Origin of the sequence: Variovorax paradoxus (assembly GCF_009498455.1) — a bacterium.
GTDB lineage: Bacteria > Pseudomonadota > Gammaproteobacteria > Burkholderiales > Burkholderiaceae_C > Variovorax > Variovorax paradoxus_H.
The window spans coordinates 2256330-2282658 of sequence record NZ_CP045644.1 but is presented as its reverse complement, the minus strand read 5'-3'; the positions used below and the strand labels follow the sequence as shown (position 1 = coordinate 2282658).

Genomic DNA, 26329 nt, shown 5'->3' with positions numbered 1-26329 from the left:
CTTGACTTGCTCCTTCCCCTTCCGGGGGAAGGTTGGGATGGGGGCAAGCGGCGTTTGTTCGGCGCTGTGCTTCATCGGACGCCGCTTGCCCCCACCCCTGCCCTCCCCAGCGGGGAGGGAGAAAAACAGCTCAGGCCGTTTCGCTGAACAGCTCGCGCCCGATCAGCATGCGGCGCACTTCGCTCGTGCCCGCGCCGATCTCGTACAGCTTGGCGTCGCGCCACAGCCGCTCGACCGGGAAGTCCTTGGTGTAGCCCACGCCGCCCAGCGTCTGGACCGCCTCGCCGGCCATCCAGGTCGCCTTCTCGGCCGAGTACAGGATGGCGCCGGCCGCGTCCTTGCGGAAGGTGCGCGCGTGGTCGTTGCGGTCGCAGGCCTTGCCCACGGCGTACACGTAGGCGCGGGTGGCCTGCCAGGTCGAGTACATGTCGGCGATCTTGCCCTGCATCAGCTGGAACTCGCCGATGCTCTGGCCGAACTGCTGGCGCTCGTGGATGTACGGAATCACGGCGTCCATGCAGGCGGCCATGATGCCCAGCGGGCCGCCCGAGAGCACGGCGCGCTCGTAGTCGAGGCCGCTCATCAGCACCTTGGCGCCCATGCCTTCGCCGCCGAGCACGTTCTCTTCGGGCACTTCGCAGTTGTCGAAGAACAGCGGGTACGTGTTGGAGCCGCGCATGCCGAGCTTGTCGAGCTTGGTGCCAGCCGAGAAGCCCTTGAAGTTCTTTTCGACGATGAAGGCGGTCATGCCGCGCGCGCCCATTTCGGGTTCGGTCTTGGCGTAGATGACCAGCGTGTCGGCGTCGCCGCCGTTGGTGATCCACATCTTGCCGCCGTTGAGCACGTAGTAGCCGTCCTTCTTGTCGGCCTTGAGCTTCATGCTCACCACGTCGGAGCCGGCGTTGGGCTCGCTCATGGCCAGCGCGCCCACGTGCTCGCCGCTCACCAGCTTGGGCAGGTACTTCTTCTTTTGCGCGTCGCTGCCGTTGCGGTGGATCTGGTTCACGCACAGGTTGGAGTGCGCGCCGTACGACAGGCCCACCGAGGCCGAGGCGCGCGAGACTTCTTCCATGGCCACGATGTGGGCCAGGTAGCCCAACTCGGTGCCGCCGAACTCTTCCTTCACCGTCATGCCGTGCAGGCCCAGCTCGCCGAGCTTTTGCCACAGGTCGTGCGGGAACAGGTTGTCGCGATCGATCTCGGCGGCGCGGGGCGCGATTTCGTGGGCGGCGAAGTCCTGGATCGCGCTGCGCAGCGCGTCGATGTCCTCGCCCAGGTCGAAGTTGAGGCCGAAATCGTGCATGAGTCTTGTCTCCTCTGAGGGGGTCGGCGCGCAGGGCTGCCCGCGCGGAATGGCGCTTGAAAAGCCGCAGCTTACGCCTCGTCGTGCCGCAATTGGCGCCACAATGGTTGCAAATTGCGCCACGACCGATGCACTCAACCTTGTCGTCTCCCGCCTTCCTGCGACCCGCCCGCGCCGTCACGCCGATGGCCTTCGTGCGAGCCATCGTGCAAGGGTATGCCCGCTATGGCAAGGACCCGGCGCAGGCCCTGCAGGCGGCACAGATCGCGCCGCGCGAACTGAACCGCCCCGGCGCTCGGGTGACGGCCGCGCAGTTCGAGGCGCTGTCGGGCCACGCCATGCAGGAGCTGGACGACGAGGCGCTGGGCTGGTTCTCGCGCCGCCTGCCCTGGGGCAGCTACGGCATGCTGTGCCGCGCCTCGCTGACCTCGCCCGACCTGGGCGTGGCCATCAAGCGCTGGTGCCGCCACCACCGCCTGCTGACCGAAGACATCACGCTCGCGCTGGAAGTGACCGGCGGCGTCGCCACGCTGCGCATCACCGAGAACCGCCCGCTCGATCCGGCGTTCCGCGAGTTCTGCCTGGTGACGAGCCTGCGTTTCATGCACGGCTACGTGTGCTGGGCCATCGACTCGCGCATCTCGCTGCGCCAGGCCACCTTTCCGTTCGCGGCGCCGCCGCACCACGACGCCTACCCACTGATGTTCACGCCCGACGTGCACTTCGACGCGCCGCAGGCCAGCATCAGCTTCGACGAGCGCTACCTGGCGCTGCCGCTGCTGCGCGACGAGCGCGCGCTGCGCACCATGCTCAAGCGCGCCCTGCCACTCACGGTGCTGCAGTACCGCCGCGACCGCCTGCTGGGCCAGCGCGTGCGCGAACTGCTGCGCGCGCGCGCCGGCGAGGCGACCACGGCCGAGGCGCTGGCGGGGCTGCTGAACGTGTCGGGGCGCACGCTGCACCGGCAGCTGCATGAAGAGGGCACCTCGCTGCAGGTGCTGAAGAACGAGGTGCGGCACGAGCTCGCGGTGGAGCAGCTGCGCCGGACCACGCGGCCGATCAAGCAGGTGGCACTGGCGGTCGGGTTTCGCAACGAGAAGAGTTTTTCGCGTGCGTTCCTGCAGTGGACGGGGCACGCGCCGCGGGATTTTCGGCAGTTGGGGTTGTAGGGCGCGCCCTGAACCTCGGCCGCGCCTACGGCCTCCACTGCCTGCGCCATCAGCAGGCGAAACTGGATCAGCGCCGAATTCATCGCCAGCGGCGACATCAGCCTCGAGGCCGAGCTCCTGCGCGGTGAGCAAAGGAAGATTGCTCCGACCTCCCACTTGAGCAAGTTCGGCTACCCGCGCAGCATTTCGTTGAGGATGTGATGCAAAGAAGCGGTCGCTACGCTTGCGAGTTCGAAAAAGGAATAGCGCTTGAGATCCTTTTCCTGTGTCACTCGACCGCTATGCACATATTGAGATCGGAGCGCGTAAAGTGCCGACACCTTTTTCTTGCAGTCGCCCTCGTCGGTGAAAAACTGATGCAATGGATTCTTCGCCTTGCCCGGAGCGCACCAGTTGACGACCAAGTCCCTTACAGCGGCGCCGATGGATTGTTCTTTTGCGCCTCGAATCGCATTCTTCAACCAGTCGACTTGAACCGATGGCGTCTGCGCGTACTTCGCATCGATCTCTTCCCGCAGGAGTTCAATGGCCTGCTTGGTTTTTTCTCCCGCTTGCTGTCGATCCGCAAGCATCTCCAGTCCAGTGACTGCGATCAGAAATCTCCACACGTGCAGTGTCGATCGACTTCCATGTGCAAGAAACGACGCGGCGATCAAGACCTCCCGATCTACCGGTCTTGCTTGCTGCGGTAGCTGTGTGGAAGCATCCTTCAGCTCTTTCGTAATTTGTACGATGTCGGTAAGAAAGGTGGGAACGATGCGGAAGCTCTTTGCCAGAGCAACATACTCATGCTCCGGATAAACCCATGCCCCCTCGTTGTAAATAACAAGGGGATTGGGTAGCTGCGTTGCTGGCCACCCGTGCTCTACGACATCCTCCTGCCCCTCCCAAAAACCAAAGTCAGACACTTTGGTCTCAGAAATCTCTAAAGGCATGTTGACAGCCAACCGCCCATTCACCCCCGCTAAAGCAACCGCTCGTTGCAACACAGGGAAAAAACTCCTTGCGGCATTCGCCGCCGGAAAACCTCTCGCGATCAATACCAACGCGCCGTTGCCATCGATCGAAGCATCTACAAGCCTCCCCACTACGGTAAACCCGAGCGTCTCTCCACTGGGTTGAATGGAGAGTTGCATCGCTGGGGAACAGTAAACACGGAGCGTGAATTCCTCAGGCGGCGTTCCCCTCGATAGAGGCAGGAATGGGCGTTCCATGATGTCCTTACTTTTTGAGAGATCTTGCAGCGACGTCGAAAGGGGGTCACCGTTCACCTGCAGCGCGACTGTGCATATCCATGCATTCGCCTTGCGGAGTCAAGTTGACCGCACCGGTGGGCTTGCACGCGCAGACCGAACGCGGAAATTCTGCGCCCGCGCGGGCGTTTCATGCCCCGCCGAGACTCGGGATCAACCTGCTGGCGCGGCCAGCCCCGACCCGTCTTCGCTCAGCGCGCGGAACGCCGAGACCTGCCACGCGAACTCTTCCGCGAAGGCCTCGGGATCGGTGACCGCGTAGCCTCCGTAGGCGTAGACCGTGGCGTAGGCCGCGTACGCCGCAGCCTGCAGCGCGCGGCCGGCCACCGCCTGGGACACGGCATAGGTCGCAGACACCGCCGCATGGGCCGCCCCATCGAGGGAGCGCGAGCCCGGGTGACTGCCGGCCACCACGGCCATCTGCTGCACGGCCTGCGCCAGCGCCTCCGGGCTGACCCGGCCGTCAAGAAAGGCTTCGAGCGTGTCGAGTCCTTCGATCGCCTCCGGCGACTCCAGCAGGTGCCGCACGCGCCGGACGCAGGCCAGGCCGAACCGCAGACGCAAAGGTGCCTGGGCCTGCGCCTCCAGGTCAGCCCCTCTGGCAAGCCTGTGCAGTTCGGTGTTCATGATTCGCAGCGCCTGTGCGACAGGGCGGATTGGTGCGCAGTCAGGCCGGCCTGTCGATCAACGCCAGCGCATCCACGATCGACTGGCTGTCTTCCGGACGCACCAGCTTCGCGACCTGTTGCCCGTCGCGCATGAACACCAGCGTGGGCCACAGCCGCACGTTGAACGAACGCCCCAGCGGGCGGCCGCTGCCGTCTTCCACCTTGATGCGGCGCACATTCGGAAACTTGGCAAAAGCCTCGGCGATGTTCGGCTGCGCGGCCTTGCAGATGCCGCACCAGTTGGTGCCGAACTCCACCACGGCCGGGCCCTGGAGCGCGTCGATCTCGCTGCGGTCGGGTTGCTCGGTCTGGTATTCGGAGGTCATGGGCGAAGTCCTTGCGAAACGTGAGAAAGCGGTGGAAGAGACGCGTGTGCGCGGCAGGCGCGACACACGCTGACGGCGAACGTCATTGCACCAGAAACTCAGGCCGCCTGCAGGCCGTAGCTGGCCAGCAACGCGGGCAGCTCGGTCATGTCGCTGAACACGGCCACGGCACCCGCGCCGCGCAACGCGCCGGGGCCACTGTGGCCCGACTCGCCCGTGCTGTAGCCGAACACCGTGGCACCCGCGGCCACGCCGGCCGTGGCGCCGGTGACCGTGTCTTCGACCACCGCACAGCGCCTGGGGTCGACACCGAGCGCTTCGGCCGCGGCCAGGTACACGTCGGGATACGGCTTGGAACGCGGCATCTCGTGGCCGCTGAAGATGCGGCCCTCGAAGCAGTCGAGCAGGCCGACCTTGGCCAGTTGCAGCTCGACCTTGTGGCGGTCGGCGCCCGAGGCGCAGGCGATGCGGCCCTTGAGCCGCGTGTGAATCTCGCGGATGGCGGCGGGCGCGTGGGGAATGGCGACGAGGTCGCGGTCGAGCGCCTCGTTGCGGCGGGCGCGGAAGCCGCGCAGCCAGTCGTCGGTGATCCTGAAGCCGGTCTTCGCCTCGATGAGCGCCGTTTCGTCTTTCACGGCCTTGCCGGTGAAGATGTCCATCGACTCCGTCGGCGTCAGGTGCCAGCCGAGTTCGCCGAGCATTTCGGCGAGCACGCGGTTGGTGATGGGCTCGGAATCGACGAGCACGCCGTCGCAATCGAAGAGAACGGCGGAAAAGGGGAAAGGGGTCATTGCGAGGCAGGAGTTCAGGGGTCTGGCCCCATGGTAGCAACGCCCCCTTTCCGCACGGGGAGACTCAAGCTATCAAGCGACGGGTCGGATCGGGATGTAGATCTCGCCGCCGCCGGCCATGAATTCTTTCGACTTCTCTTCCATGCCCTCGGCCACGGCCTCGCGCTCCGCCACGCCCTTCTTGGCCGCGTACTCGCGCACTTCCTGCGTGATCTTCATCGAGCAGAACTTGGGGCCGCACATCGAGCAGAAGTGCGCCACCTTGCTCGAGTCCTTCGGCAGGGTCTCGTCGTGGAATTCGCGCGCCGTGTCGGGGTCCAGGCCCAGGTTGAACTGGTCTTGCCAGCGGAACTCGAAGCGTGCCTTGCTCAGCGCGTCGTCGCGCGAGCGCGCACCCGGGTGGCCCTTGGCCACATCGGCCGCGTGCGCGGCGATCTTGTAGGCAATGATCCCCTGCTTCACGTCGTCGCGGTCGGGCAGGCCCAGGTGCTCCTTGGGCGTCACGTAGCAGAGCATTGCCGTGCCGGCCCAGCCGATCATCGCGGCGCCGATGGCGCTGGAGATGTGGTCGTAGCCCGGCGCGATGTCGATGGTCAGCGGGCCGAGCGTGTAGAACGGCGCCTCGTGGCAGTGCTTGATCTGCTCGTCCATGTTGGCCTGGATCATGTGCATCGGCACGTGGCCCGGGCCTTCGATCATGGTCTGCACGTCGTGCTTCCAGGCGATCTGCGTGAGCTCGCCCAGCGTGCGCAGCTCGGCGAACTGGGCCTCGTCGTTCGCATCGGCGCCCGAGCCAGGGCGCAGGCCGTCGCCGAGCGAGAAGCTCACGTCGTAGGCCTTCATGATGTCGCAGATGTCCTCGAAGTGCGTGTAGAGGAAGCTCTCCTTGTGGTGCGCAATGCACCACTTGGCCATGATCGAGCCGCCGCGCGACACGATGCCCGTCATGCGGTCGGCCGTGAGGTGAATGAACGGCAGGCGCAGGCCCGCGTGGATGGTGAAGTAGTCGACGCCCTGCTCCGCCTGCTCGATGAGCGTGTCGCGGTAGATTTCCCAGGTGAGGTCTTCGGCCACGCCGCCCACTTTTTCGAGCGCCTGGTAGATCGGCACCGTGCCGATGGGCACCGGCGAATTGCGCACGATCCAGTCGCGCGTGGTGTGGATGTTCTTGCCGGTCGACAGGTCCATCACGTTGTCGGCGCCCCAGCGAATGGCCCACACCAGCTTTTCGACTTCTTCCTCGATGCTCGAGGTGACGGCCGAGTTGCCGATGTTGGCGTTGATCTTCACCTTGAAGTTGCGCCCGATGGCCATCGGCTCGACCTCGGGGTGGTTGATGTTCGCGGGAATGATCGCGCGGCCACGGGCCACTTCGTCGCGCACGAACTCGGGCGTGATGATGCGCGGAATGCTCGCGCCCATCGGGTTGCCCGCCACGCGCTTGGCGCGCTCTTCATTGGCCAGGTACTCGGCCATCCACTCGCGCTTGCCGTTCTCGCGCAGCGCCACGTATTCCATTTCGGGCGTGACGACGCCGCGGCGTGCGTAATGCATTTGGGTGACGTTGGCGCCCGACTTGGCGCGACGCGGCGTGCGCTGCAGCGCCGAGGCACCGGCGCGCAGCTCGGCCAGGCGCTGCGCGTCGCGGTCTTCGTTCTTGGCGCCGTCGTCCAGCGCGTGGTGCGTGCGGCCTTCGTAGCTTTCGGTATCGCCGCGCTCGATGACCCAGGCGCTGCGCACGTCGGGCAGGCCGCGGCGCACGTCGATCTCGACCTTCGGGTCGGTGTAGGGGCCCGAGGTGTCGTACAGGGAAACGGTTTCGCCGTTGGTCAGCGCCACGTCGCGCACGGGCACGAACAGGTCGGGCCGGCTGCCCGGAATGACGCACTTGTGCGACGCGGGAAAGGGTTCGCGCGTCAGCGACAGCAGCGAGGTGAATTTATCGGGGGCATTCATCGGGAGGCACTCCTTGTTGAGGGAAAGGGTGCTCCGCAATCGCTCAGTGGACCTCGGGAGGCCCGCCACCAGAAAAGGGAGTGACGGACCGAAGTCAGGGAGTGCAGCTCTTCTTACGCCGGTATGACCCGGATCAAGTTCGCGGGTCGGCAGCTTTGCCATCTCAGCACACCACGTGTGTGCACCCCGGAGCGGGGCCGATTGTGCGGGCCGAAGCCCGGTGCGTCAACCCGGGGGCTGGTGCAGGTCCCCATCGACGTAGAACCAGCGCTCGTTCTCGCGCACGAAGCGGCTGCGCTCGTGCAGGCGGAACGCCACGCCCGTCGCGCTGCGCTGGCGGGCGACGAACTCGACCTCGGCGTGGTCGGCGTCGAGCACTGAGCGCGAGCGGATGTCCAGCCCCAGCCATTTGACGCCCGGCTCGAACTCGATCGAAGCCGGCCGCTTCGACGCATGCCAGGTGGCGAGCAGGTAGTCGGCACGCGCCAGCACGAAGGCCGAATAGCGCGAACGCATCAGCGATTCGGCGTCGGGCGCAGGCGTGTTCTCGAAATCGTCGAGGTAGCGCCCACAGCACAGGGCGTAGCCGATGGGCTTGTCGCGACGGTCGGTGCGGCCGCAGGGGCAGGGGCCGGGAGTGGGGTCGGTGGCGCTCATGAAGGGCTCTATTGGAACACTTGGCGCGGCGGGAGCTGAAGGTGGGTGCGAGACGAGTTTGGGCGTGCCTATTTGGCGTGGTGTGGGATGCGTTGGTGTCGTTCCAACGGACTGAATGGGATCAATCCGCTGATGCTTAGCGCAAGTCAACGCCGGGCAGCGCTTCCGCTCCCGAGGCCAAAGCTGAGTGGGAGAGTGATTCTTCCGCCTCTGTGGCAAGCGACTCTGCCTTTGCGAATAACACCATCTCGGCGCGCGCGAGAGCTAGGCTTCCCTTGAGCGGCATTGACGCATGCTTGAGAAGCGCAAGATAGACAGGGTAAATTTGCGCACGAGGCAAGGCTCGCCAGCCTCGAGCTCGCCCTGCATCTCGCAACATGGGACCTGTACGCTGTATGACCAAGTTTCGGCCATAGAGGTACGGGAACACGACGCCCTCGGAAGAACCACTCAACACTTGAAGCGCGTTCAGTGCGACAGCAACGCGTGCATCAAAGATTGCTGCATTTTTGGAATTCGCTGCTGTCGCAACTTTGGACCATGATGAGATTCCCGTGAAGTGCGGGATTCTCCCGTCAGAGATGGCGCTTACATATTTGGAGATGGTGCCAACGCGATTGCCACCGATTCCGCCCCAGACTCGAACATAGTAGTCAGCGATGGCCTCACGCTGACCTTGGTTCGCGTCCACCCACGCTCTATTTAACTGAGACTTCAGATCGAGATTACGCGCGTATGAGTCTGAGCCTGAGACAGTGATGGCCAAATGAGTGGCGAGCCTGGCTGAGTCGATAGCCCACGTGTACGTCGATGCAAGGAACGGCTCCTCGCGCTCAACGTAGCTAGAGACTGCTTGGATGAGTGTGCTCGGCAAAGGCATGAGAAATGGACATCAAACGGCCCATCGTGGGACTGTCATCATGAAGTTGACCCGCCGCGAAGGGTTTTACCGATCTGCGAGTTGCGTGCCTACACTCGGCCTGCTATGGAGGTAATCCTCGGCTCGAACTACATGCGCCATTTAGTCGAGAACAGGATCTCCGAACTCCTACGTTGCAAAACTTCCTATGGCTAGATCACCTTCAGATGATCTTAGCCTGCTCATTTCAAAATTCGCGACTACGACTCAGGTGTGTGATTTCTGCAGCCTCTCCAAGACTGCATGTGTGATCTGGTACAGCTCTTCGCAATCTTCCATCGTGATATCCGGATTCAGGCTATGCACCGCGATGTTTCGCAAACTCAAAAGCCGCCTTGCAGTTGCATCCTCATCGATCGAAGTGATGCCCTGTGAATAGACCTTATTGAGTAGGCTGAGGTCAGTGAGCCCTTCCGAAGATATTCCTTCGCTATCGGCCAGCAGTCGCAGGGCGGCGACAAAAGCGACCCACAATTGAGGCAGGAGAATTCCCGACACATCAGGCGCATTAAATAAGGATTTCAGTACTTGCAAGCGTTGTCGGATGTTGCCAATCGTCGGCCGATCGGCGTCGCTCACGGTCGGCTCTCGCAGCTCGTCTCCGGTTACTGTGACCAGCTCAAAGCGCCAACCCGGATGCTGCTGAACTTCACGATCAACCGACAAATAGATATCTCGATTTAGTCGTGCGTTTGGGCTCTTCACCTCGATAAGAATGTGCTCATCTCCCTTGGTCGCGAGGATGTCAGGCGTATAGCCTGCTAGTGAGAATGGAATGGACGAAGGCGGTGGCTCCAAGGTCACAACGTAACCCTGCTTTTCATACCGCTTTGCTATGAGCCTTTCCGCTAGGGTGGCAGTCAATATGCTCATCTCAGTTCCTCAGCAAGTTCGTTCGAGTCATGAATAGCTACATAGACGCAGGCCTCGCCATCGATGAGTGCCTGCGCCAACTTTTCAGGCAGTCCGCGTATGCCATTCGGTTCACTTAGAAGACGCATGTGAGCAGAAACATCTCGGATCATTGAATCGTCTCCATAGATCAACGCGCATAGAACGTCCTGCACAGGTTTTACGAAGTTGTTGATGTCCCCGGGCGCGGGATCATCAGACAGATACACCATGGCGAACTTCAATGGAAAACCTGTTAGCGGACGTGCACGCCATGCTTGCATCGCTCGCCCGTACACAAAATCACGCCAAGCATCTTTGTTCGGCCCGCTCTTAGCTTGATGCGAGACTGGCCGACGTGGCAAGAGGAAATCAACGATGAGGCCCATACGGTTAGTTAGAACTGCCATGCCGAAAGCCCGCGACCATTCGAACATTGTCGCCCGCTGGCAGAAAGCAAAAATATCACCAGAGCACTTGGTGCTGCTCGCGGCCGCGAGCGGCCAGCTGAAGAATGCCACATGCTCACGGTTTCTGAAACGGAAAGAGCATCCTGCGCTCATGCCCGTAGATGAACGAACTGCATTCGAATCTCTTTTCGACTGCCCACTCGCTTCAGATGCGGGGACAGCTTTCTCCTTCTAGGAATTCATGCAGTTGCACACGCTGCAACCCCTGCGCCGTCTTGCCACTCGGTCAATGCCTCACACTGCGCCTCAATCCGCGCATGCAGAAGCCCCAGCGATACCGCAAGAAACCGCTGCAGCGAACTCCGCTGGCATGCATCGAAAAGCGGCGCAGGGTCCGTATCGGAAGAAGCAGCATCGCGCCGTTCCTCATCCCATTCGAGCAACTGAACCAACGTCTGCGCACCCTGCACCACATCACGCGCATCGTTGAGAAAGGCTGCATGGCTTTGCAGTGAAGGCGCAAGCCGTTCGCCCTGCACCCATTCAAAGGGCTTGAACAAGGCAGTGGGTCGTTGAGACGCGCAAGAGCAACCTGCGTCGGTGCGAGCGTTTGAAGCATGGGCCATAGGCCTCCAAGGATGTCGATTTGCAACAACCGACGCACCCGCTGCTAAACGAGGGCGGCAGCTCGAACGGGTTAGCAGACCGGGACATCCTTGCGGAAACCGGCAGGGCGCGAGCCCTCCCATTCGAGCCGCCTAAAAAGGAGCACGAACGAAAAAGCCGCAGACCCTGTGCGGTAACTGCGGCTTTCGTCGCAGGATGTCAGCGGGCTGCTAAACCCGGCCCCGCTCATCACGAAGCAAAGGCAATGTAAGCGGTCTCGAAGACGCGAGTCAAGCTCCAGCGATTGGCACGGATCTACCGAAACATCACCCACTCAGGCCGCATGTTGAACCGCACCGGCAGGATGCTCACGCCGAGCCCACTCGTCACGTACATCCGCTTGTTGTCCTTGTGCGCGATCCACCCATAGGCCCACTCGCGCGGCGCACGCCCGGGCACCACCAAGGCGCCGTAGCCCGGCACGCTGATCTGCCCGCCGTGCGTGTGCCCCGCCACCACAAGGCCCTGCGTGCGCGGCATACCGGCGAAGCTGAAGGGGTCGTGCATCATGACCAGCGTGGCGGCGCCGGGCGGCACGCCGGCCAGGGCCTTGTCGGGCTGCGAATGGCCGGTGGAGTCGTCGCCGATGCCGACCACCCAAAGCTCGTGCCCGGGCAGGCGCGCCGAGGCGTTCTCCAGCACGCGGATGCCCTGTGCGGACAAGGCCTTGGCAGTGCGTTCGCCGTCGTGCCACCAGTCGTGGTTGCCGAGCACCGCGTACACGCCCTGCGGCGCCTTCAGTCGGCCGAGCACGGCGGCCATGGCTTCGATGGAAAAGTCTTCGTCGTCGCCGGAGCCCGCAAGAAAGTCACCGGGCAGCAGGATCACATCGGGCTGCGCCGCGTTGATCTGGTCGACGAGGGCCGCGGCGCGGTCGGCGCTGGTCACGCGCCACAGCGAGCGCGTGCTGAGGTGCCAGTCGCTGGCCACCGCGACCTTCAGGCCGGCCGGGGGCTGCCACTGCGCCGAGCCCAAGGGCTCGACACGCGCGGCCACCCAGCGCGGCTCGATGACGAAGCTCCAAATAGACAGCGCCGCGAGCACGAGTGCCGCGGCGATCGAGCCCCAGGGTCGGCCGCGGCGCCGGCTCACGTGATCAAGCAATCACGCCAGCGCGCGTTGAATCAGCAGCTTCTGGATGTCCGACGTGCCTTCGTAGATCTGGCACACGCGCACGTCGCGGTAGATGCGCTCCAGCGGAAAGTCGTTCACGTAGCCATAGCCGCCCAGCGTCTGGATAGCGGCGCTGCACACGCGCTCGGCCATTTCGCTGGCGAAGAGCTTGGCCATGGCGGCTTCTTTCAGGCAGGGCCGGCCGGCGTCGCGCAGGCTGGCGGCGTGCCAGATGAGCTGGCGCGCGGCTTCGATCTGCGTGGCGCAGTCGGCGAGGCGAAAGCCCACGGCCTGCTGGTCGAAGATGGCGCCACCGAAGGCCTGGCGTTCCTTGGCGTAGGCCACGGCCACGTCGAAGGCGCTGCGGGCCATGCCCACGCTCTGCGCGGCGATGCCGATGCGCCCGCCTTCGAGTGCGCCGAGCGCGATCTTGTAGCCCTCGCCTTCGGCGCCGATGAGGTTCTCGGCCGGGATGCGGCAGCTGTCGAAGTTGATCTGCGCGGTGTCGCTGCTGTGCTGGCCGAGCTTGTCTTCGACGCGCGCGACGTTGTAGCCGGGCGCGTCGGTGGGAACGATGAACGCGCTCATGCCACGCTTGCCGGCGCCCTTGTCGGTCACCGCGATGACGATGGCGACCTGGCCGTTCTTGCCGCTGGTGATGAATTGCTTGACGCCGTCGATCACGTAGCCGTCGCCGTCCTTGCGCGCGGTGGTGCGCAGGCTCGAGGCATCGCTGCCGGCCTGCGGCTCGGTGAGGCAGAAGGCGCCGAGCATCTGGCCCTGGGCCAGCGGCTCGAGCCATTTCTTCTTCTGCTGCGCGTTGCCGTAGCGCATGAGGATGGCGTTGACGGGGCAGTTGGTCACGCTGATGGCGGTGCTGGTGCCGCCGTCGCCGGCCGCGATTTCCTCGAGCACAAGTGCGAGCGTGAGGTAGTCGAGGCCCGCGCCGCCATGCTCTTCGGGCACGCAGATGCCGTAGGCGCCCAGTGCGGCGAGGCCCTGGTGCACTTCCTTCGGAAAGCTGTGGTCGCGGTCCCACTGGGGGGCGTGGGGCCAGATCTCGGCCTGCGAAAAATCGCGCACGGCGTCGCGGATGGCTTCCTGGTCTGCGCTGAGCAGCATGGCGTTGTCTCCGGTTCTTTGTTGTCGGTGGGTGCGCGGCTTACTTGCCGGCGCCCAGGTCCATGATCAAGCGCGCGGCCATGTACAGGCGGCGCGGAATGGCGCTGATGTCGACGTACTCGGCCTTGTCGCTGTGGTAGCCGAAGCCGGGCAGGCCCAGGCTTTCGATCACGGGCTTGCCCGAGAGCGCCGCGTAGGCTGCGTCGGTGCCGCCGCCGGTGCGCTCCTCGACGCCCACGCTGCCACCGGCTTCCTTGTAGAAGACCACGGCCTTGTCGACGAGCTTCTTGCCGCCCTCGCCCGCATTGAAGGCCGGACGGCCGCGCGTGACGAGCACCTTGACGTCGGCCTCGGGCAGTTTTTTCTGCTGCGCCTTTTCTTCGAGCGTCTTCATGGCGGCGTCGAAGTCTTCGTTGCGTGCGTAGCGCACGTCGGCGTTCAGCGTGGCGCTGGCCGGGATGATGTTCGACACGTTGCCGGCCTTGGCAATGGTCCAGTTGAAGCGCAGGTTCTTCGACTTGTCGTCGATGCTCATGGTGCGCAGCACGAGGTCAGACGCTTCGACCAATGCGTTCACGCCCAGCTCGGGGGCGGCGCCCGCGTGCGAGGCCTTGCCGGTGATGTTGACCTGCACGTAGGCGATGCCCGAGGTGCCGAGCGACATCTTTTCGTCGCCGGCGCTGGTGGGCTCGAAGGAGAGCACGTAGTCGGCCAGCTTGGCTTCTTCCTGGATCAGGTCGCGCGAGCCGAAGGAGCCTTTTTCCTCGTCGGTGTTGAACAGCACGGTGATGGTGCCGTAGTCGCGCACGCCGTAGTCCTTGAGCAGCTTGAGCGTGTGCAGGATGACGGCGTTGCCGCCCTTGTCGTCGGCGATGCCGGGGCCGTAGGCCTTGTCGCCTTCGACACGGAACGGCGCCTTGGCGAGCGTGCCCTTGGTGTACACGGTGTCCATGTGCGACATGAGCAGCAGGTTCTTGCCGCCGCGACCCTTGAGCTTGCCGACGATGTTGTCGCCGACCACGAGGCCGGCCGACTTGCTGCGCGTGACGGTGAAGCCGAGGCTCTTCAGCTCGCCTTCGAGGTACGCGCCGGCGGCGGCCATGCCTTCGGCGTCACCGGTGCCGGTCTCGATGTTGACGAGTTTCTCGAGCGTCTTGATCACCGCCGGCTGCTCGTCGGTGGCGGCCTGGAACAGCACGTTGTCGCGCTTCTGGGCCCAGGCGCCACCGGCCATGAAGGCGGTAGCGAGCACGGCGGCAACGGCGGAACGGTGAAGGGATGGGCGCATGAAATCTCCTGCTCTACGCATGGTTTTGTTTGAAGTGTCCGGGGTGGAAACCGGCCGGCGCCCTCTCCCGGGCGCCGGCGGCTCCTGGCGTTATAGCAATTCGAGTGCGACCGCGGTGCCTTCGCCGCCGCCGATGCACAGCGTGGCAACACCGCGCTTCTTGCCGCGCGCCTTCAGCGCGTGCAGCAGCGTGACCATGATGCGCGCGCCGCTGGCGCCGATGGGGTGGCCCAGCGCGCAGGCGCCGCCGTTCACGTTGACGATGTCGTGCGACACGTCGAGCTCGTGCATGAGGGCCATGGGCACGACGGCGAAGGCTTCATTCACTTCCCACAGGTCGACGTCCTTCACGGTCCAGCCGGTCTTGGCGAACAGCTTCTGCACGGCGCCGACCGGCGCGGTGGCGAACCACTCGGGCTGCTGCGCGTGGGTGGCGTGACCGACGATGCGCGCCAGCGGCTTGGCGCCGATCTTTTTCGCATGCGACTCGGTCATCATGACCAGCGCGGCGGCGCCGTCGTTGATCGACGAGCTCGAGGCAGCGGTGATGGTGCCGTTTTCTTTCTTGAACGCGGGCTTGAGCGTGGGGATCTTGTCGAGCTTGACCTTGCCCGGGCCTTCGTCGATGGAGATGACGGTGTCGCCGCCGCGGCCCTTCACGGTGACGGGCGTGATCTCGTCCTTGAAGGCGCCCGATTCGGTGGCGGCCTTGGCGCGCTGCACGCTGGCGATGGCGAAGGCGTCTTGCTGTTCGCGCGTGAAGTTGTACTTGGCAGCGCAGTCTTCGCCGAAGGTGCCCATGGAGCGGCCGGGCTGGTAGGCGTCTTCGAGGCCGTCGAGCATCATGTGGTCATAGATCTTGTCGTGGCCCATGCGGTAGCCGCCGCGGCCCTTGAGCATGAGGTAGGGCGCGTTGGTCATGCTTTCCATGCCGCCCGCCACGATGACGTCGTGCGTGCCGGCCAGCAGCAGGTCGTGCGCGAGCATCGCGGCCTTCATGGCCGAGCCGCACATCTTGCTGAGCGTGACGGCGCCCGCGCTGTCGGGCAGGCCGCCCTTGTAGGCCGCCTGGCGCGCCGGAGCCTGGCCCTGGCCGGCCATGAGGCAGTTGCCGAACAGCACTTCACCCACGCTCTCGGGCGCGATGCCGGCGCGCTCGACGGCGGCCTTGATGGCGGCGCCGCCCAGGTCGTGCGCGGAGAGGGACGAAAAGTCGCCCTGGAAGCCGCCCATGGGGGTGCGTGCGGCGCCGACGATGACGATGGATTCGGACATGGAGGTCTCCTTCAGGAATGTGAAAGTGAAATCAAAGACAAAACGAAAACGAAAACGGAATCGGGGAACGGGCGGTCAGAAATGCGTCGCGTGGCCTTCGTGCTGGAAGCGTTGCGACTCTTCGTACGGGAACACATCGAGCATCTGGCCGGCCTGGATGCGTTCCTTGTGGTGCTGCCAGAAGGCGGCGTCGAGCAGGTCGGCATGGTGCGCCATGAAGGCGGCGCGCACATCGCTGTTGCCGAGCAGAAAGGGCTCGAAGGTCTCGGGGAACACGTCTTTCGGGCCCACCGAATACCAGACCTCGCCGCTCATCTCGTCTTCTTCGTTGCGCGGCGTGGGCACCTTGCGGAACTTGCAGTCGGTGACGTATTCGATTTCGTCGTAGTCGTAGAACACGACCTTGCCGCCGCGCGTGACGCCGAAGTTCTTCCACAGCATGTCGCCGGGGAAGATGTTGGCGGCGACCATGTCCTTGATGGCGTTGCCGTACTCGATCACCGCGTGCTCCAGCTGGTCTTTGGCGCGCTTGGCATGGGCCGGGCTCTCGGGATGGGCCAGCGTGTCGAAGGCTTCCTGCAGGTAGATGTTCAGCGGGATCATGCGGCGCTCGATGTAGACGTGCTTGAGCACGACCTCCATCTCCCCGTTGCCGTCACGGTCGCCGATTTCGAGCTGGCTGGGCGCGAACTTGCGGATTTCTTCGATGAGCTCGGGCTCGAAGCGGTCGAGCGGAAAGCCCACGTTGCTGTACTCGAGCGTGTCGGCCATGCGGCCCACGCGGTCGTGCTGTTTCACGAGCATGTACTTGCCCTTGATCTGCTCGCGCGTGGTGTCTTTCTGCGGCGGATAAAAGTCCTTGATGACCTTGAACACGAACGGGAACGACGGCAGGTCGAACACCAGCATGACCATGCCCTTGATGCCGGGCGCGATGCGGAAACGGTCGCTCGAGTAGTTCAGGTGCGACAAAAAGTCGCGGTAGAACAGCGTCTTGCCCTGCTTGGCCAGGCCGAGTGCGTTGTAGATTTCGGCGCGCGGCTTGCGCGGCATGAGCGAGCGCAAAAATTGCACCCAGGCCGAAGGCACTTCCATGTCGACCATGAAGTAGGCGCGCGCAAAGCTGAACAGCATCTGCAGGTCGTCTTCGCCGAACAGCGCCGCATCGATGTAGAACTTGCCGCGGGTGTCGTGCAGGAGGGGCAGCGAAAACGGAATCTCGGTGAAGCCGTTCATGATCCTGCCGACCACGTACGCGCCCTTGTTCCGGTAGAACAGGCCTGACAGCACCTGCAGCTGGAAGTTGGCGCGAAGCTTGACCTGGTGAAAGCGGTTCAGGATGACGTGCGCCACGCGCTCGGCGTCTCGCCGTTTGTTGGCGTAGCTGCCCTGCAGCGCGAAGTCGTCGAGCATCTGCTCGATGATGTCGGGCAGCGTGGCCTGCGACGGGTAGTAGGGCCGGTAGGTGGGTGCGCCGCGCGGCTCGATGTACTCGGTGCTGATGGCCGGGCGCACGAAGATGAAGTCGTTCTGGAAGTACGCGCGGTGCAGGATCTTCGTGGTGACCGAGTTGAAGAAACTCTCGGCCAGCTCGGGCTGGTGGTGGTTCACCAGCAGGCCGATGAAGTGCAGCTTGACCTGGTGCCAGACCTCCATGGGCTGGTCGCCGGCCTTGAACTCTTTTTCGAGCCGGGCCACGGCCTCGTTCACGCGCAGGTCGTAGAACTCGATGCGCTCGCGCTGCGCCCGCTGCTGGCCGTGCCAGTCGGCCGTTTCGAAACGGTGCTTGGCGCGTGCCGATTCGGCGCGGAACAGCCGGTAGTGCCGGTTGAACCCGTCGATCATCGCCTTCGCAATGTCGTAGGCCAGCGGGGAATCGAGGCGCTGCGGGAACATGGCAACGGTACCGGCGATGGCAGCGACGGGTTCGCTCAGGCGGCTGGCGGGGTCTCTGCGCGCTCCACGCCTTCGGTGCCGTCGGCACCTGCCTGCGCCGACGGCGAGACGCCTGCCGGCTTGCTCCACTTGTAGCGGATGCGCTGCACGGCGGCCTTGTAGATGGCGTCGAGCGGCTTGTCGCCGTCGGCGCTCAGGCCGAGGTCTTGCAGCAGGCCGTCGTGCACGCCGAAGGTCCAGCCGTGGATGCGCACCTTCTGACCGCGCGCCCAGGCGTCGACCATGACGGTGCTGACGGCCACGTTGACCACCTGTTCGGCCACGTTGAGCTCGCACAGCGCATCGACGCGCACGTCTTCGGGCAGGCTGTCGAGCATCACGCTGTGGCGGTCGCGCACGTCCTGGATGTGGCGGATCCAGTTGTCGGCCAGGCCGATGCGCTTGCCGCTGAGCGCGGCCTTCACGCCGGCGCAGCCGTAGTGGCCGACGACCATGATGTGCTCGACCTTCAGGTGCTCGACCGCGAACTGGATCGCCGAGAGCGCGTTGAGGTCGGAGTGCACCACGATGTTGGCCACGTTGCGGTGCACGAACACTTCACCCGGCTCCAGGCCGGTGATCTGGTTGGCGGGCACGCGGCTGTCGGAGCAGCCGATCCACATGTAGCGCGGCGTCTGCTGCTTGACGAGGCCGGTGAAGAAGCCGGGCCGGTCACGCTCCATCTGGGCGGACCAGGCACGGTTGTGGGCAAAGAGGTCGTCGAGGTTGTCTGAGGACATGGTGGGCTATTTTGTCAGTGAGTCGTTGTGTCGGGCGTGCGTTCGCCGCCGGGGGCGTCCTTGGTGGCCTTGACGGCCTTCTGCGCCTTGGCCAGCGTGGCGCGGCCCTTTTTCTCGTGCTCTCGCACTTCGGCGAGGTTGGCCTGCAACTCGGCCAGCTGCGCCTCGAGCTGTGCACGGTGCGAGCCGAGCACGCCCAGAAATTTTTCCAGCTGCGGCACGGTGTCGCGCGGGCTGTCGTACATGTCGAGGATGTCTTTCGCCTCGACCAGCGTCAGGCCCAGGCGCTTGGCGCGCAGCGTGAGCGTGAGCCGCGCCCGGTCGCGCGCGCTGTACACGCGCTGCAGGCCGGCCCGCTCCGGCGACAGCAGGCCCATGTCTTCATAGAAGCGGATGGCGCGCGTCGTGAGGTCGAACTCCTTGGCGAGCTGGCTGATGGTGAAGGTCTGCGCGGGCATGGGCGGCAAGGGTTGCGGGGGCGACAGCAGGTTGGCGGCGCATTCTTTACAATGAAGCCTCAACCCATGACGTTTACGTAAACGTCAATCATACATGAACCTCCTCGAACGCGAACTCCACTACCCCCTGGGCGACACCCTGCCCGCCGCTGGCGAAGCACTGGAAGTGGCGCCCGGCGTGCGCTGGATCCGCATGCGGCTGCCTTTTGCGCTGGACCACATCAACCTCTGGCTGCTGCGCGACACGATCGACGGCGTCGAGGGCTGGACGGTGGTCGACTGCTGCATCGCGCACGACGAGGCCCGCGCGCAGTGGGAGCAGATCTTCGAGACCCAGCTGCAGGGCCTGCCGATCCTGCGCGTGATCGTGACCCACATGCACCCCGACCACATCGGCCTGGCCGACTGGCTGTGCAAGCGCTGGAACGTGCCGCTGTGGATCAGCGCCACCGACTACCACGTGGCACGCGTGCTGTGCAGCGCCGGCGACACGCTCGCGGGCGGCGATGCGGCGGCCAACTTCTTTCTCTCGCACGGGCTGAACAATCCCGAGTCGATCGCCAAGATCCGCGCACGCACCAGCTACTACACGAACATGGTGCCCGCCGTGCCCGACCGCTACGTGCGCATGATGGACGGCGACATCGTCACCATCGGCGGGCGCGAGTGGCGCTGCATCAGCGGCTACGGCCACGCGCCCGAGCACATCGCGCTGTACTGCGCCGAGCCGAGGCTGCTGCTGGGCGGCGACATGATGCTGCCACGCATCTCGACCAACGTGAGCGTGCACGCGGGCGAGCCCGAGGCGAATTCGCTGCGCCTGTTCCTGGACAGCATCGACAAGTTCAAGGCCCTGCCGGCCGACACGCTGGGCCTGCCCTCGCACGGCAAGCCCTTCACCGGCATCCACCGCCGCGTCGACCAGCTGCAGGAGCACCACCGCGACCGCCTGGCCGAGCTGCTCGAAGCCTGCCTCGCGCGACCGATCACGGCGTCGGAGGGCCTGCCGATCCTGTTCAAGCGCGAGCTCGACCTGCACCAGATCACCTTCGCGATGGGCGAGACCGTGGCCCACCTGCACCTGCTGTGGTTCTCGGGGCAGGTGAAGCGCACGCTGGCCGCAGACGGCATCTACCGCTTCGGCGCCAGGTAGCTTCGGCTGGGTAGACTTCCCGCATGGACACGCTGGCTGAGCTGCGCGCCGGCCGGCTGGCTGGCGTACGACGATTGGACCTCTCGTGCGGACTCACCGAGTTTCCGCGCGAGATTTTTGCGCTCGCCGACACCCTCGAAACGCTGAACCTCACGGGCAATGCGCTCAGCACATTGCCCGATGATTTGGGCCGCCTGCACCAACTGCGCGTGCTGTTCTGCTCCGACAACCGCTTCACCGAACTGCCGGCGTCCCTCGGCCAGTGCCACCAGCTCGACATCGTGGGCTTCAAGGCCAACCGCATCGCCCACGTGCCGGCCGAGGCCCTACCGCCCTCGCTGCGCTGGCTGATCCTCACCGACAACGCCATCGAGGCGCTGCCCGACACGCTCGGCGACTGCACCCGCATGCAGAAGCTGATGCTGGCCGGCAACCGCCTGCGCGCGCTGCCGGCGTCGGTGGCCCGCTGCCGACAGATCGAACTGCTGCGCCTGTCGGCCAACCGCTTCGACGTGCTGCCCGAGTGGCTGCACACGCTGCCGCGCCTGGCGTGGCTGGCGTGCGCGGGCAATCCGTTCGATGCGCCGACCGAAGACGCGGCCATCGACGCGCCCACCGTGCCGCACGTCGACTGGCGCGACCTCACGCTCGGCCCGAAGCTCGGCGAAGGCGCCTCGGGCGTGATCCACCGCGCCACGCTGGCCACATCGGATGACGCTGCCTTGCCCGTGGCGGTGAAGCTGTTCAAGGGCGCCGTCACCAGCGACGGCTGGCCGCACAGCGAGATGGCGGCCTGCATTGCGGCCGGCGCGCACCCGACGCTGATCGCCGCGCAAGGCCGCATCGACGGCCACCCCGACGGCACCGAAGGCCTGGTGATGGCGCTGGTGCCGCCGTCGTTCATCACCCTGGCCGGTCCGCCGAGCCTGGCCTCGTGCACCCGCGATGTCTATGCCGACGATGCGCGCTGGTCCGCCGGCACCGCGCTGCGCATCGCGCGCGACATCGCGGCGGCCATGGCGCACCTGCATGCGCGCGGCCTGCTGCATGGCGACCTGTACGCCCACAACATCCTGTGGCACGCGCAGGACGGCGGGCGGCTCGGCGACTTCGGTGCGGCCTGGATGACCGGCGCACTCGACCCCGCGCACGCGAAAGCGCTGCAAGGCGTGGAGATGCGCGCCTTCGGTTGTCTGCTCGAAGAGCTGGCCGAGCGCTGCGACGATGCGGCTTCTTCTTCGCCCTTGACCACGCTCGCGGCGCGCTGCCTGCAACCCGAAGTGGCGGCACGGCCGTCGTTCGCCGAGGTGCTGTCGGTGCTGGACGCCGCCGCACCATGACGCGCCCCCGCTTCGTCGTTCCCATGCCCACGCGCGACGGCGTGAGCCCGAGTTGTGTCTCGCTGCCGTACGGCCCCTGGTCCACCATCGCCGACTTTCTCGCCGAGCGTTTTCCCGCCATCTCGCGCGAGGCCTGGCTCTCGCGCATTGAAGCGAACGACGTGTGCGACGAGCACGGCGTGCCCGTCACCGCCACGCGCCGATATGAATCGCCGCTGCGCGTGTACTACTACCGCGCGCTCGACGCCGAGACGCCCATCCCTTTTGAAGAGCAGGTGCTGCACCAGGACGACGACCTCGTCGTGGTCGACAAACCGCCCTTCGTGCCCGTCACGCCCACCGGCAAGTACGTGCAGCAGAGCCTGCTGGTGCGCCTGAAGCGCAAGCTCGGCCTGGACGACCTCGTGCCGCTGCACCGCATCGACCGCAACACCTCGGGCCTGGTGCTGTTCTCGGTGCGCCCTGAGACGCGCGGCATCTACCAGGCGATGTTCCCCGAGCGGCGCATCGACAAACACTACGAGGCTGTCGTGCCGTGGCACGAGGGCGTGTCGTCGGTGCCCGCCGTGTACCGCAGCCGGCTGGTGGACGACGACCATTTCATGCGCATGCGCGAAGCGCACGGCGAGCCGAATTCCGAGACCCGCATCGTGCTGCGCGAGGCCCGCGACGGCCATGCGCTGCTGGAGCTCTCGCCCGTCACCGGCCGCAAGCACCAGCTGCGCGTGCATTGCCAGGCGCTGGGTTTGCCGATCGTGAACGACCCGTTCTATCCCACGCTGCAGCCTGCGGGGAACGACGACTTCGACAAGCCGCTGCAGCTGCTGGCCCGGTCACTGGCGTTCATCGACCCGCTGAGCGGTGCCTTGCGCACCTTCGAGAGCCCTCGCCGGCTGGCGTTGCCTGCCGCCTAGGTGACGCAGCGCGGGCGGATCGCGCACTAAGCTTTCTCCTGACGGGAATTGAACTTCCTCTCTTCCACCACTCAGGAGACAAACGCACATGGACACCACCCAACTCTTCTCGCTGAAGGGCCGCAGCGCATTGATCACCGGCGGCTCGCGCGGCATCGGCCGCATGATTGCCGAGGGCTTTTTGGCGCAAGGTGCGCGTGTGTACATCTCGGCGCGCAAGGCTGCGGCTTGTGATCAGACGGCGAAGGAGCTGTCGGCGTTTGGGCATTGCGTGTCGTTGCCTGCCGATGTTTCGACTTTGGAAGGGGCTCAGGCGCTGGTCGATGCTTATGCGAAGCATGAAGGGGCGCTGGATATCTTGGTCAACAACGCTGGGGCTGCTTGGGGGGCGCCGTATGAGGAGTTTCCTGAGAGTGGCTGGGACAAGGTGGTTGATCTGAATTTGAAGACGCCGTTCTTTTTGACCAAGGCGTTGACGCCGATGCTCAAGAAGGCTGCTACGGATCATTTGTCTAAGGTGATCAACATTGCTTCTATTGACGGGATTTCGGTGAATCCGCAGGAGACTTATTCGTATGCGGCTAGCAAGGCGGGGTTGATTCAGCTGACACGGCGGATGGCGCTGCGGTTGGCGCAGGATCGGATCGTGGTGAGTGCGATTGCTCCTGGGGCGTTTGCTTCGGATATGAACAAGGATGCGCGGGATCACGGGGATGAGGTCAAAGGCCGCATTCCCGCTGGCCGCATTGGTACGCCTGAGGACATGGCTGGGGCGGCTATTTTTCTGGCGTCGCGGGCTGGGGACTATGTGATGGGGTCTACGTTGGTGGTGGACGGTGGGGTCACGCACGCTCGTTGATTTTTTGGCGCTCGGGGCTGGTTGAGTTCCGAGGCCGGGTCTCGGCCCGGCGGCCGACCTACTTTTCTTTGCTTCGCCAAAGAAACGTAGGCAAAAGAAAGGCGACCCTGCTGTCTGCGTCCCTCCGCTTCGCTGCGGGCAACCTGCGGTGCTCACGTTTCGCGGGGTCTCGCCCAAACTCGCTTCGCTCAAACAAGGGCGAGCCCTGATCCGCGAAACGCTGCGCTCCTCGGCGCATACAGAAGGGCTTTGATACCGAGCGGGCCATCGCTTTGCTCGGCAGCTGAATACCTCACGAGCCTTTGCTACGCTCGGCTTGCATTGCTCCCTCTCCCCTTGGGAGAGGGCGGGGGTGAGGGCATCGGCCTTCATGCGCGCGAAGCGGTGTTTCTGTGCCGCGGACCCTCACCCCAACCCTCTCCCCAAGGGGAGAGGGAGCAAGTCCGCCCGCCGAGCGCAGCGAAGGCCCGATCCCAAGCCGAGCGAAGCAAAGGCCCGTCCGGTGTCCAAATCCCCTCTGGCTGCGCCGAGGAGCGCAGCGTTTCGCGGATCAGGGCTCGCAGCTGTTTGAGCGCAGCGAGTTCTGCGAGACCCCGCGAAACGTGAGCACCGCAGGTTGCCCGCAGCGAAGCGAAGGGACGCAGACAGTGGGGTCGCCTTTTCTTTGCTTACTTTCTTTTGGCGAAGCAAAAGAAAGTGAGTCCGCCGCCGGGCGGAACTCCCGGCCTCGGGAAGCAAACGAAAAACATCAGCCCCACCGAGGCACAGCCTCATCCTTCAACTGCTGCCTCAGCACCCCATAGTCAGGCACAACACTCTCAACGGTCTCCCAAAACCGATGCGAATGATCCATCACCCGCAGATGCGCCAGCTCATGCGCCACAACGTAGTCGATCACAGACAACCGAAAGTGAATCAACCGCCAGTTCAACCGAATCGACCCATCCGCACTCGCACTCCCCCACCGCGTAGCGGCGTTAGACAGCGACAGCTTCTGCCATGACACCCCCAGCAGCGGCGCAAAGTGATCCAGCCGCTCGATGAACAGCTTCCTCGCCTGTCGCATCAACCAGGCCTGCGCCGCATCCCGAATCTGCGAAGGCGCCGCGTTCTGCGCCACAGCCAGCCGCAGCGTCCGCGGGCCACCGCCTTCGACAGCGGGGTCGAGCGTGCCGCCGACGCTGGCAAACCCGTGTTTCGGATCGAGCCGGATCACCACCAGCTCGCCAAGAAAAGGAAACTCCGCCCCATCTTCCCAAGCAATCCGCGTCGCCTCGACACGCGCATTGCGCTGCTGCGTCTCCGCCAGCTTGCGCAGAATCCAGTCTGCCTTCTCCCGCACCGCCGCATCGACATCGCGCAGCGTGACCCACCGCGGCGCACGCACCGACAAGCCTTCGGCGCCCACAAGAAAACCGATGGTCTTGCGCTGCCCGCGCTTGAACTCGTAGGCCACGCGCGCCGACCCCAGCACCACTTCACGCGTCGCTTGTGGATGCGCAAACTTCGCCAGCGTCAACGTGTCGGCCAACGGCACCGCAGGACGCGGATCAACGGGCTCGATGGACAAAGGCGTGGCAGCCACCACCGGCACGGGAGCCGCAGGCGGCACAGGCGCTGGCGCCTTCTTCCTCGGCCGCCGCGGCGGAGCAGCAGCAGGCGCTGGCGTGCTCCCCAACCCCTCGAAGAGGTCCATCGTGAACTGCAGCATTCCCCGCATGTCGGGTCCGGTCTGAGGCAGGCGCGTCAGCCCGCTTCGCGCGGCAACGCCTGCTGCGGCTGCACCGCGCTGTCGCTGTAGGCCTCAGGGTCGAGGCGGCGCATCTCGGCCTCGATCCAGGCTTCGACTTCGCGCATCAGCTCGTCGGGCTTGCGGCCCACGCTCGAGATCGCCGGGCCGATCGACACGTCGACCACGCCGGGGCGCTTCACGAAGGCCTTGCGCGGCCAGACCTTGGCCGATGTGACGGCGATCGGGATCACGGGCACGCCGGTTTCGCAGGCCAGGCGCGTGCCGCCGCTCTTGTAGGTGCCCTTCTGGCCCCGCGGAATGCGCGTGCCTTCGGGGAACATGATGATCCAGATGCCCTGCGCGAGCAGCTTGCGGCCCTGGCTCACGACCTTGTTGAAGGCCTGCGCGCGCTGGCTGCGGTCGATGTGGATCATGTCCAGCCGCGCCATCGCCCAGCCGAAGAAGGGCACGTAGATCAGTTCCTTCTTGAACACGTAGGCCAGCGGATGCGGCATCAGCGTGGGCATGAGGAAGGTTTCAAACGTGGACTGGTGCTTGACCAGCAGCACGGCGCCGGCGAGCTGGTCGGTCGGCAGGTTTTCCATGCCGGTCACGCGCGTGCGGATGCCCATGATGACGCGCGCACCGTCGACCGCCCAGCCGAGCCAGCGCGCGGCCATCCAGTACAGCGGAATGCCGCGCTTCCAGAGCGAGCAGACGCACATGATGATGCCCCAGGGCACCACGGTGACAAGCATCCACAGGGCGTGGAGAACGGAACGGATAAACGCCATCAGACAGCCACCTGCAGTGCAGCCCGCGCTTCGCGCGCGAGCAGAAAGTCGACAAAGGCGGCGAGGTCGTCATGCACCCTCGTGTCCGCCGGATATTCGGGAGGCAGCGGGTGAACCCCGCGGCAGGCCGCGCCCATGCCCGTGAGCAGCAAGTGCGGTTCGCAGCCGGCGGACGCGCCGGCCTGCAGGTCGCGCAGGCTGTCGCCCGCGGTCGGCACGCCCTTCAGGTCGATGCCGAAGCGGTCGCCGATCTGAAGGAACAGCCCGTCCTTGGGCTTGCGGCAGTCGCAACCCTCGTCGGGGCTGTGCGGGCAATAGAACACCGCATCCACCTTGCCGCCCACGGCCGCGAGCATCTTGTGCATCTTGGCGTGCATGGCATTGAGCGAGGCCATGTCGAACAGGCCGCGGCCCAGGCCCGACTGGTTCGACGCCACCACCACGTGCCAACCCGCATGGTTGAGCCGCGCCACGGCCTCGAGCGCACCGGGCAGCGGCGTCCACTCGATGTCGCTCTTGACGAAGTCTTCGCGGTGCACGTTGATCGTGCCGTTGCGGTCGAGGATGACGAGCTTCATGGAAGAACCGCTCCTGGTG

General features: G+C 65.0%; 25 protein-coding genes and 1 riboswitch. Of the genes, 5 read left to right on the top strand and 20 right to left on the bottom strand.

Features of this window, described 5'->3' with window-relative positions; all coding sequences use genetic code 11:
- Positions 1 to 130: 130 nt before the first annotated feature.
- Positions 131 to 1303: an isovaleryl-CoA dehydrogenase gene (locus GFK26_RS10460; protein ID WP_153281910.1), complete on the bottom strand. Its 1173-nt coding sequence runs from the start codon at positions 1301 to 1303 to the stop codon at positions 131 to 133.
- A gap of 140 nt (positions 1304 to 1443) precedes the next feature.
- Between GFK26_RS10460 and GFK26_RS10455 the strand changes: the two genes are divergently transcribed.
- Positions 1444 to 2472 (top strand): AraC family transcriptional regulator, encoded by a 1029-nt coding sequence (locus GFK26_RS10455; RefSeq protein ID WP_153285920.1) that lies wholly within the window; start codon positions 1444 to 1446, stop codon positions 2470 to 2472.
- 170 nt (positions 2473 to 2642) lie between these two features.
- On the opposite strand, the gene GFK26_RS10450 is transcribed toward GFK26_RS10455, so the two are convergent.
- From GFK26_RS10450 to GFK26_RS10375, 16 genes are all read right to left on the bottom strand, one after another.
- Positions 2643 to 3608 (bottom strand): hypothetical protein, encoded by a 966-nt coding sequence (locus tag GFK26_RS10450; protein ID WP_153281909.1) that lies wholly within the window; start codon positions 3606 to 3608, stop codon positions 2643 to 2645.
- Positions 3609 to 3878: 270 nt separating this feature from the next.
- A complete protein-coding gene (locus GFK26_RS10445; RefSeq protein ID WP_153281908.1) occupies positions 3879 to 4352 on the bottom strand; it encodes a hypothetical protein in 474 nt (157 codons plus the stop codon).
- Between the two features lie 40 nt (positions 4353 to 4392).
- Complete coding sequence (locus GFK26_RS10440) at positions 4393 to 4719, bottom strand: thioredoxin family protein (RefSeq protein ID WP_153281907.1); 327 nt, start codon at positions 4717 to 4719, stop codon at positions 4393 to 4395.
- Positions 4720 to 4817: 98 nt separating this feature from the next.
- The gene (locus GFK26_RS10435) at positions 4818 to 5510 is read right to left on the bottom strand and encodes an HAD family hydrolase (RefSeq protein WP_153281906.1); all 693 of its coding nucleotides are present in this window, start codon (positions 5508 to 5510) and stop codon (positions 4818 to 4820) included.
- Between the two features lie 72 nt (positions 5511 to 5582).
- Positions 5583 to 7466, bottom strand: coding sequence for a phosphomethylpyrimidine synthase ThiC (thiC, locus tag GFK26_RS10430; RefSeq protein ID WP_153281905.1), 1884 nt, complete (start codon positions 7464 to 7466; stop codon positions 5583 to 5585).
- 93 nt (positions 7467 to 7559) lie between these two features.
- A riboswitch (TPP riboswitch) is annotated at positions 7560 to 7665 on the bottom strand.
- 26 nt (positions 7666 to 7691) lie between these two features.
- Positions 7692 to 8123 (bottom strand): YchJ family protein, encoded by a 432-nt coding sequence (locus GFK26_RS10425; protein ID WP_153281904.1) that lies wholly within the window; start codon positions 8121 to 8123, stop codon positions 7692 to 7694.
- A gap of 1126 nt (positions 8124 to 9249) precedes the next feature.
- A complete protein-coding gene (locus GFK26_RS10420; protein ID WP_153281903.1) occupies positions 9250 to 9915 on the bottom strand; it encodes a hypothetical protein in 666 nt (221 codons plus the stop codon).
- Positions 9912 to 10454, bottom strand: a complete 543-nt coding sequence (locus GFK26_RS10415; protein ID WP_153281902.1) for a RusA family crossover junction endodeoxyribonuclease — start codon at positions 10452 to 10454, stop codon at positions 9912 to 9914. Before GFK26_RS10415 ends, GFK26_RS10420 begins: the two co-directional genes overlap by 4 nt.
- A 128-nt stretch (positions 10455 to 10582) precedes the next feature.
- Positions 10583 to 10903 (bottom strand): hypothetical protein, encoded by a 321-nt coding sequence (locus tag GFK26_RS10410; protein ID WP_322745836.1) that lies wholly within the window; start codon positions 10901 to 10903, stop codon positions 10583 to 10585.
- Positions 10904 to 11264: 361 nt separating this feature from the next.
- The gene (locus GFK26_RS10405) at positions 11265 to 12101 is read right to left on the bottom strand and encodes a metallophosphoesterase (RefSeq protein ID WP_153281900.1); all 837 of its coding nucleotides are present in this window, start codon (positions 12099 to 12101) and stop codon (positions 11265 to 11267) included.
- A gap of 12 nt (positions 12102 to 12113) precedes the next feature.
- A complete protein-coding gene (locus GFK26_RS10400; protein ID WP_153281899.1) occupies positions 12114 to 13244 on the bottom strand; it encodes an acyl-CoA dehydrogenase family protein in 1131 nt (376 codons plus the stop codon).
- A gap of 40 nt (positions 13245 to 13284) precedes the next feature.
- Positions 13285 to 14532, bottom strand: a complete 1248-nt coding sequence (locus GFK26_RS10395) for a glutamate carboxypeptidase (RefSeq protein ID WP_153281898.1) — start codon at positions 14530 to 14532, stop codon at positions 13285 to 13287.
- 90 nt (positions 14533 to 14622) lie between these two features.
- Entirely contained in the window at positions 14623 to 15807 is a 1185-nt protein-coding gene (locus GFK26_RS10390; protein ID WP_099793223.1) for an acetyl-CoA C-acyltransferase, read from the bottom strand.
- A gap of 75 nt (positions 15808 to 15882) precedes the next feature.
- Entirely contained in the window at positions 15883 to 17703 is a 1821-nt protein-coding gene (aceK, locus tag GFK26_RS10385) for a bifunctional isocitrate dehydrogenase kinase/phosphatase (RefSeq protein WP_153281897.1), read from the bottom strand.
- A gap of 35 nt (positions 17704 to 17738) precedes the next feature.
- Positions 17739 to 18482, bottom strand: a complete 744-nt coding sequence (gene can, locus GFK26_RS10380; protein WP_153281896.1) for a carbonate dehydratase — start codon at positions 18480 to 18482, stop codon at positions 17739 to 17741.
- A gap of 14 nt (positions 18483 to 18496) precedes the next feature.
- Entirely contained in the window at positions 18497 to 18940 is a 444-nt protein-coding gene (locus GFK26_RS10375) for a MerR family transcriptional regulator (RefSeq protein WP_153281895.1), read from the bottom strand.
- 94 nt (positions 18941 to 19034) lie between these two features.
- On the opposite strand from GFK26_RS10375, the gene GFK26_RS10370 reads away from it, so the two are divergent.
- The 4 genes from GFK26_RS10370 (at position 19035) to GFK26_RS10355 (ending at position 23206) form a co-directional block, all read left to right on the top strand.
- A complete protein-coding gene (locus GFK26_RS10370; RefSeq protein WP_153281894.1) occupies positions 19035 to 20093 on the top strand; it encodes an MBL fold metallo-hydrolase in 1059 nt (352 codons plus the stop codon).
- Positions 20094 to 20116: 23 nt separating this feature from the next.
- Positions 20117 to 21433, top strand: a complete 1317-nt coding sequence (locus tag GFK26_RS10365) for a leucine-rich repeat-containing protein kinase family protein (RefSeq protein ID WP_153281893.1) — start codon at positions 20117 to 20119, stop codon at positions 21431 to 21433.
- Positions 21430 to 22347: a pseudouridine synthase gene (locus tag GFK26_RS10360; protein WP_153281892.1), complete on the top strand. Its 918-nt coding sequence runs from the start codon at positions 21430 to 21432 to the stop codon at positions 22345 to 22347. Before GFK26_RS10365 ends, GFK26_RS10360 begins: the two co-directional genes overlap by 4 nt.
- Positions 22348 to 22435: 88 nt before the next feature.
- Positions 22436 to 23206, top strand: a complete 771-nt coding sequence (locus GFK26_RS10355) for an SDR family oxidoreductase (protein ID WP_153281891.1) — start codon at positions 22436 to 22438, stop codon at positions 23204 to 23206.
- A gap of 748 nt (positions 23207 to 23954) precedes the next feature.
- On the opposite strand, the gene GFK26_RS10350 is transcribed toward GFK26_RS10355, so the two are convergent.
- Genes GFK26_RS10350 through gmhB form a run of 3 tightly spaced genes read right to left on the bottom strand, consistent with a single transcriptional unit; the run spans position 23955 to position 26310 of the window.
- Positions 23955 to 24926 carry a M48 family metallopeptidase gene (locus tag GFK26_RS10350; protein WP_228121963.1) on the bottom strand — a complete coding sequence of 324 codons (972 nt, stop codon included), beginning with the start codon at positions 24924 to 24926 and terminating at the stop codon, positions 23955 to 23957.
- Positions 24927 to 24952: 26 nt separating this feature from the next.
- Positions 24953 to 25732, bottom strand: coding sequence for a lysophospholipid acyltransferase family protein (locus GFK26_RS10345; RefSeq protein WP_153281890.1), 780 nt, complete (start codon positions 25730 to 25732; stop codon positions 24953 to 24955).
- Entirely contained in the window at positions 25732 to 26310 is a 579-nt protein-coding gene (gene gmhB / locus GFK26_RS10340; RefSeq protein ID WP_192193828.1) for a D-glycero-beta-D-manno-heptose 1,7-bisphosphate 7-phosphatase, read from the bottom strand. Before gmhB ends, GFK26_RS10345 begins: the two co-directional genes overlap by 1 nt.
- Positions 26311 to 26329 lie beyond the last annotated feature (19 nt).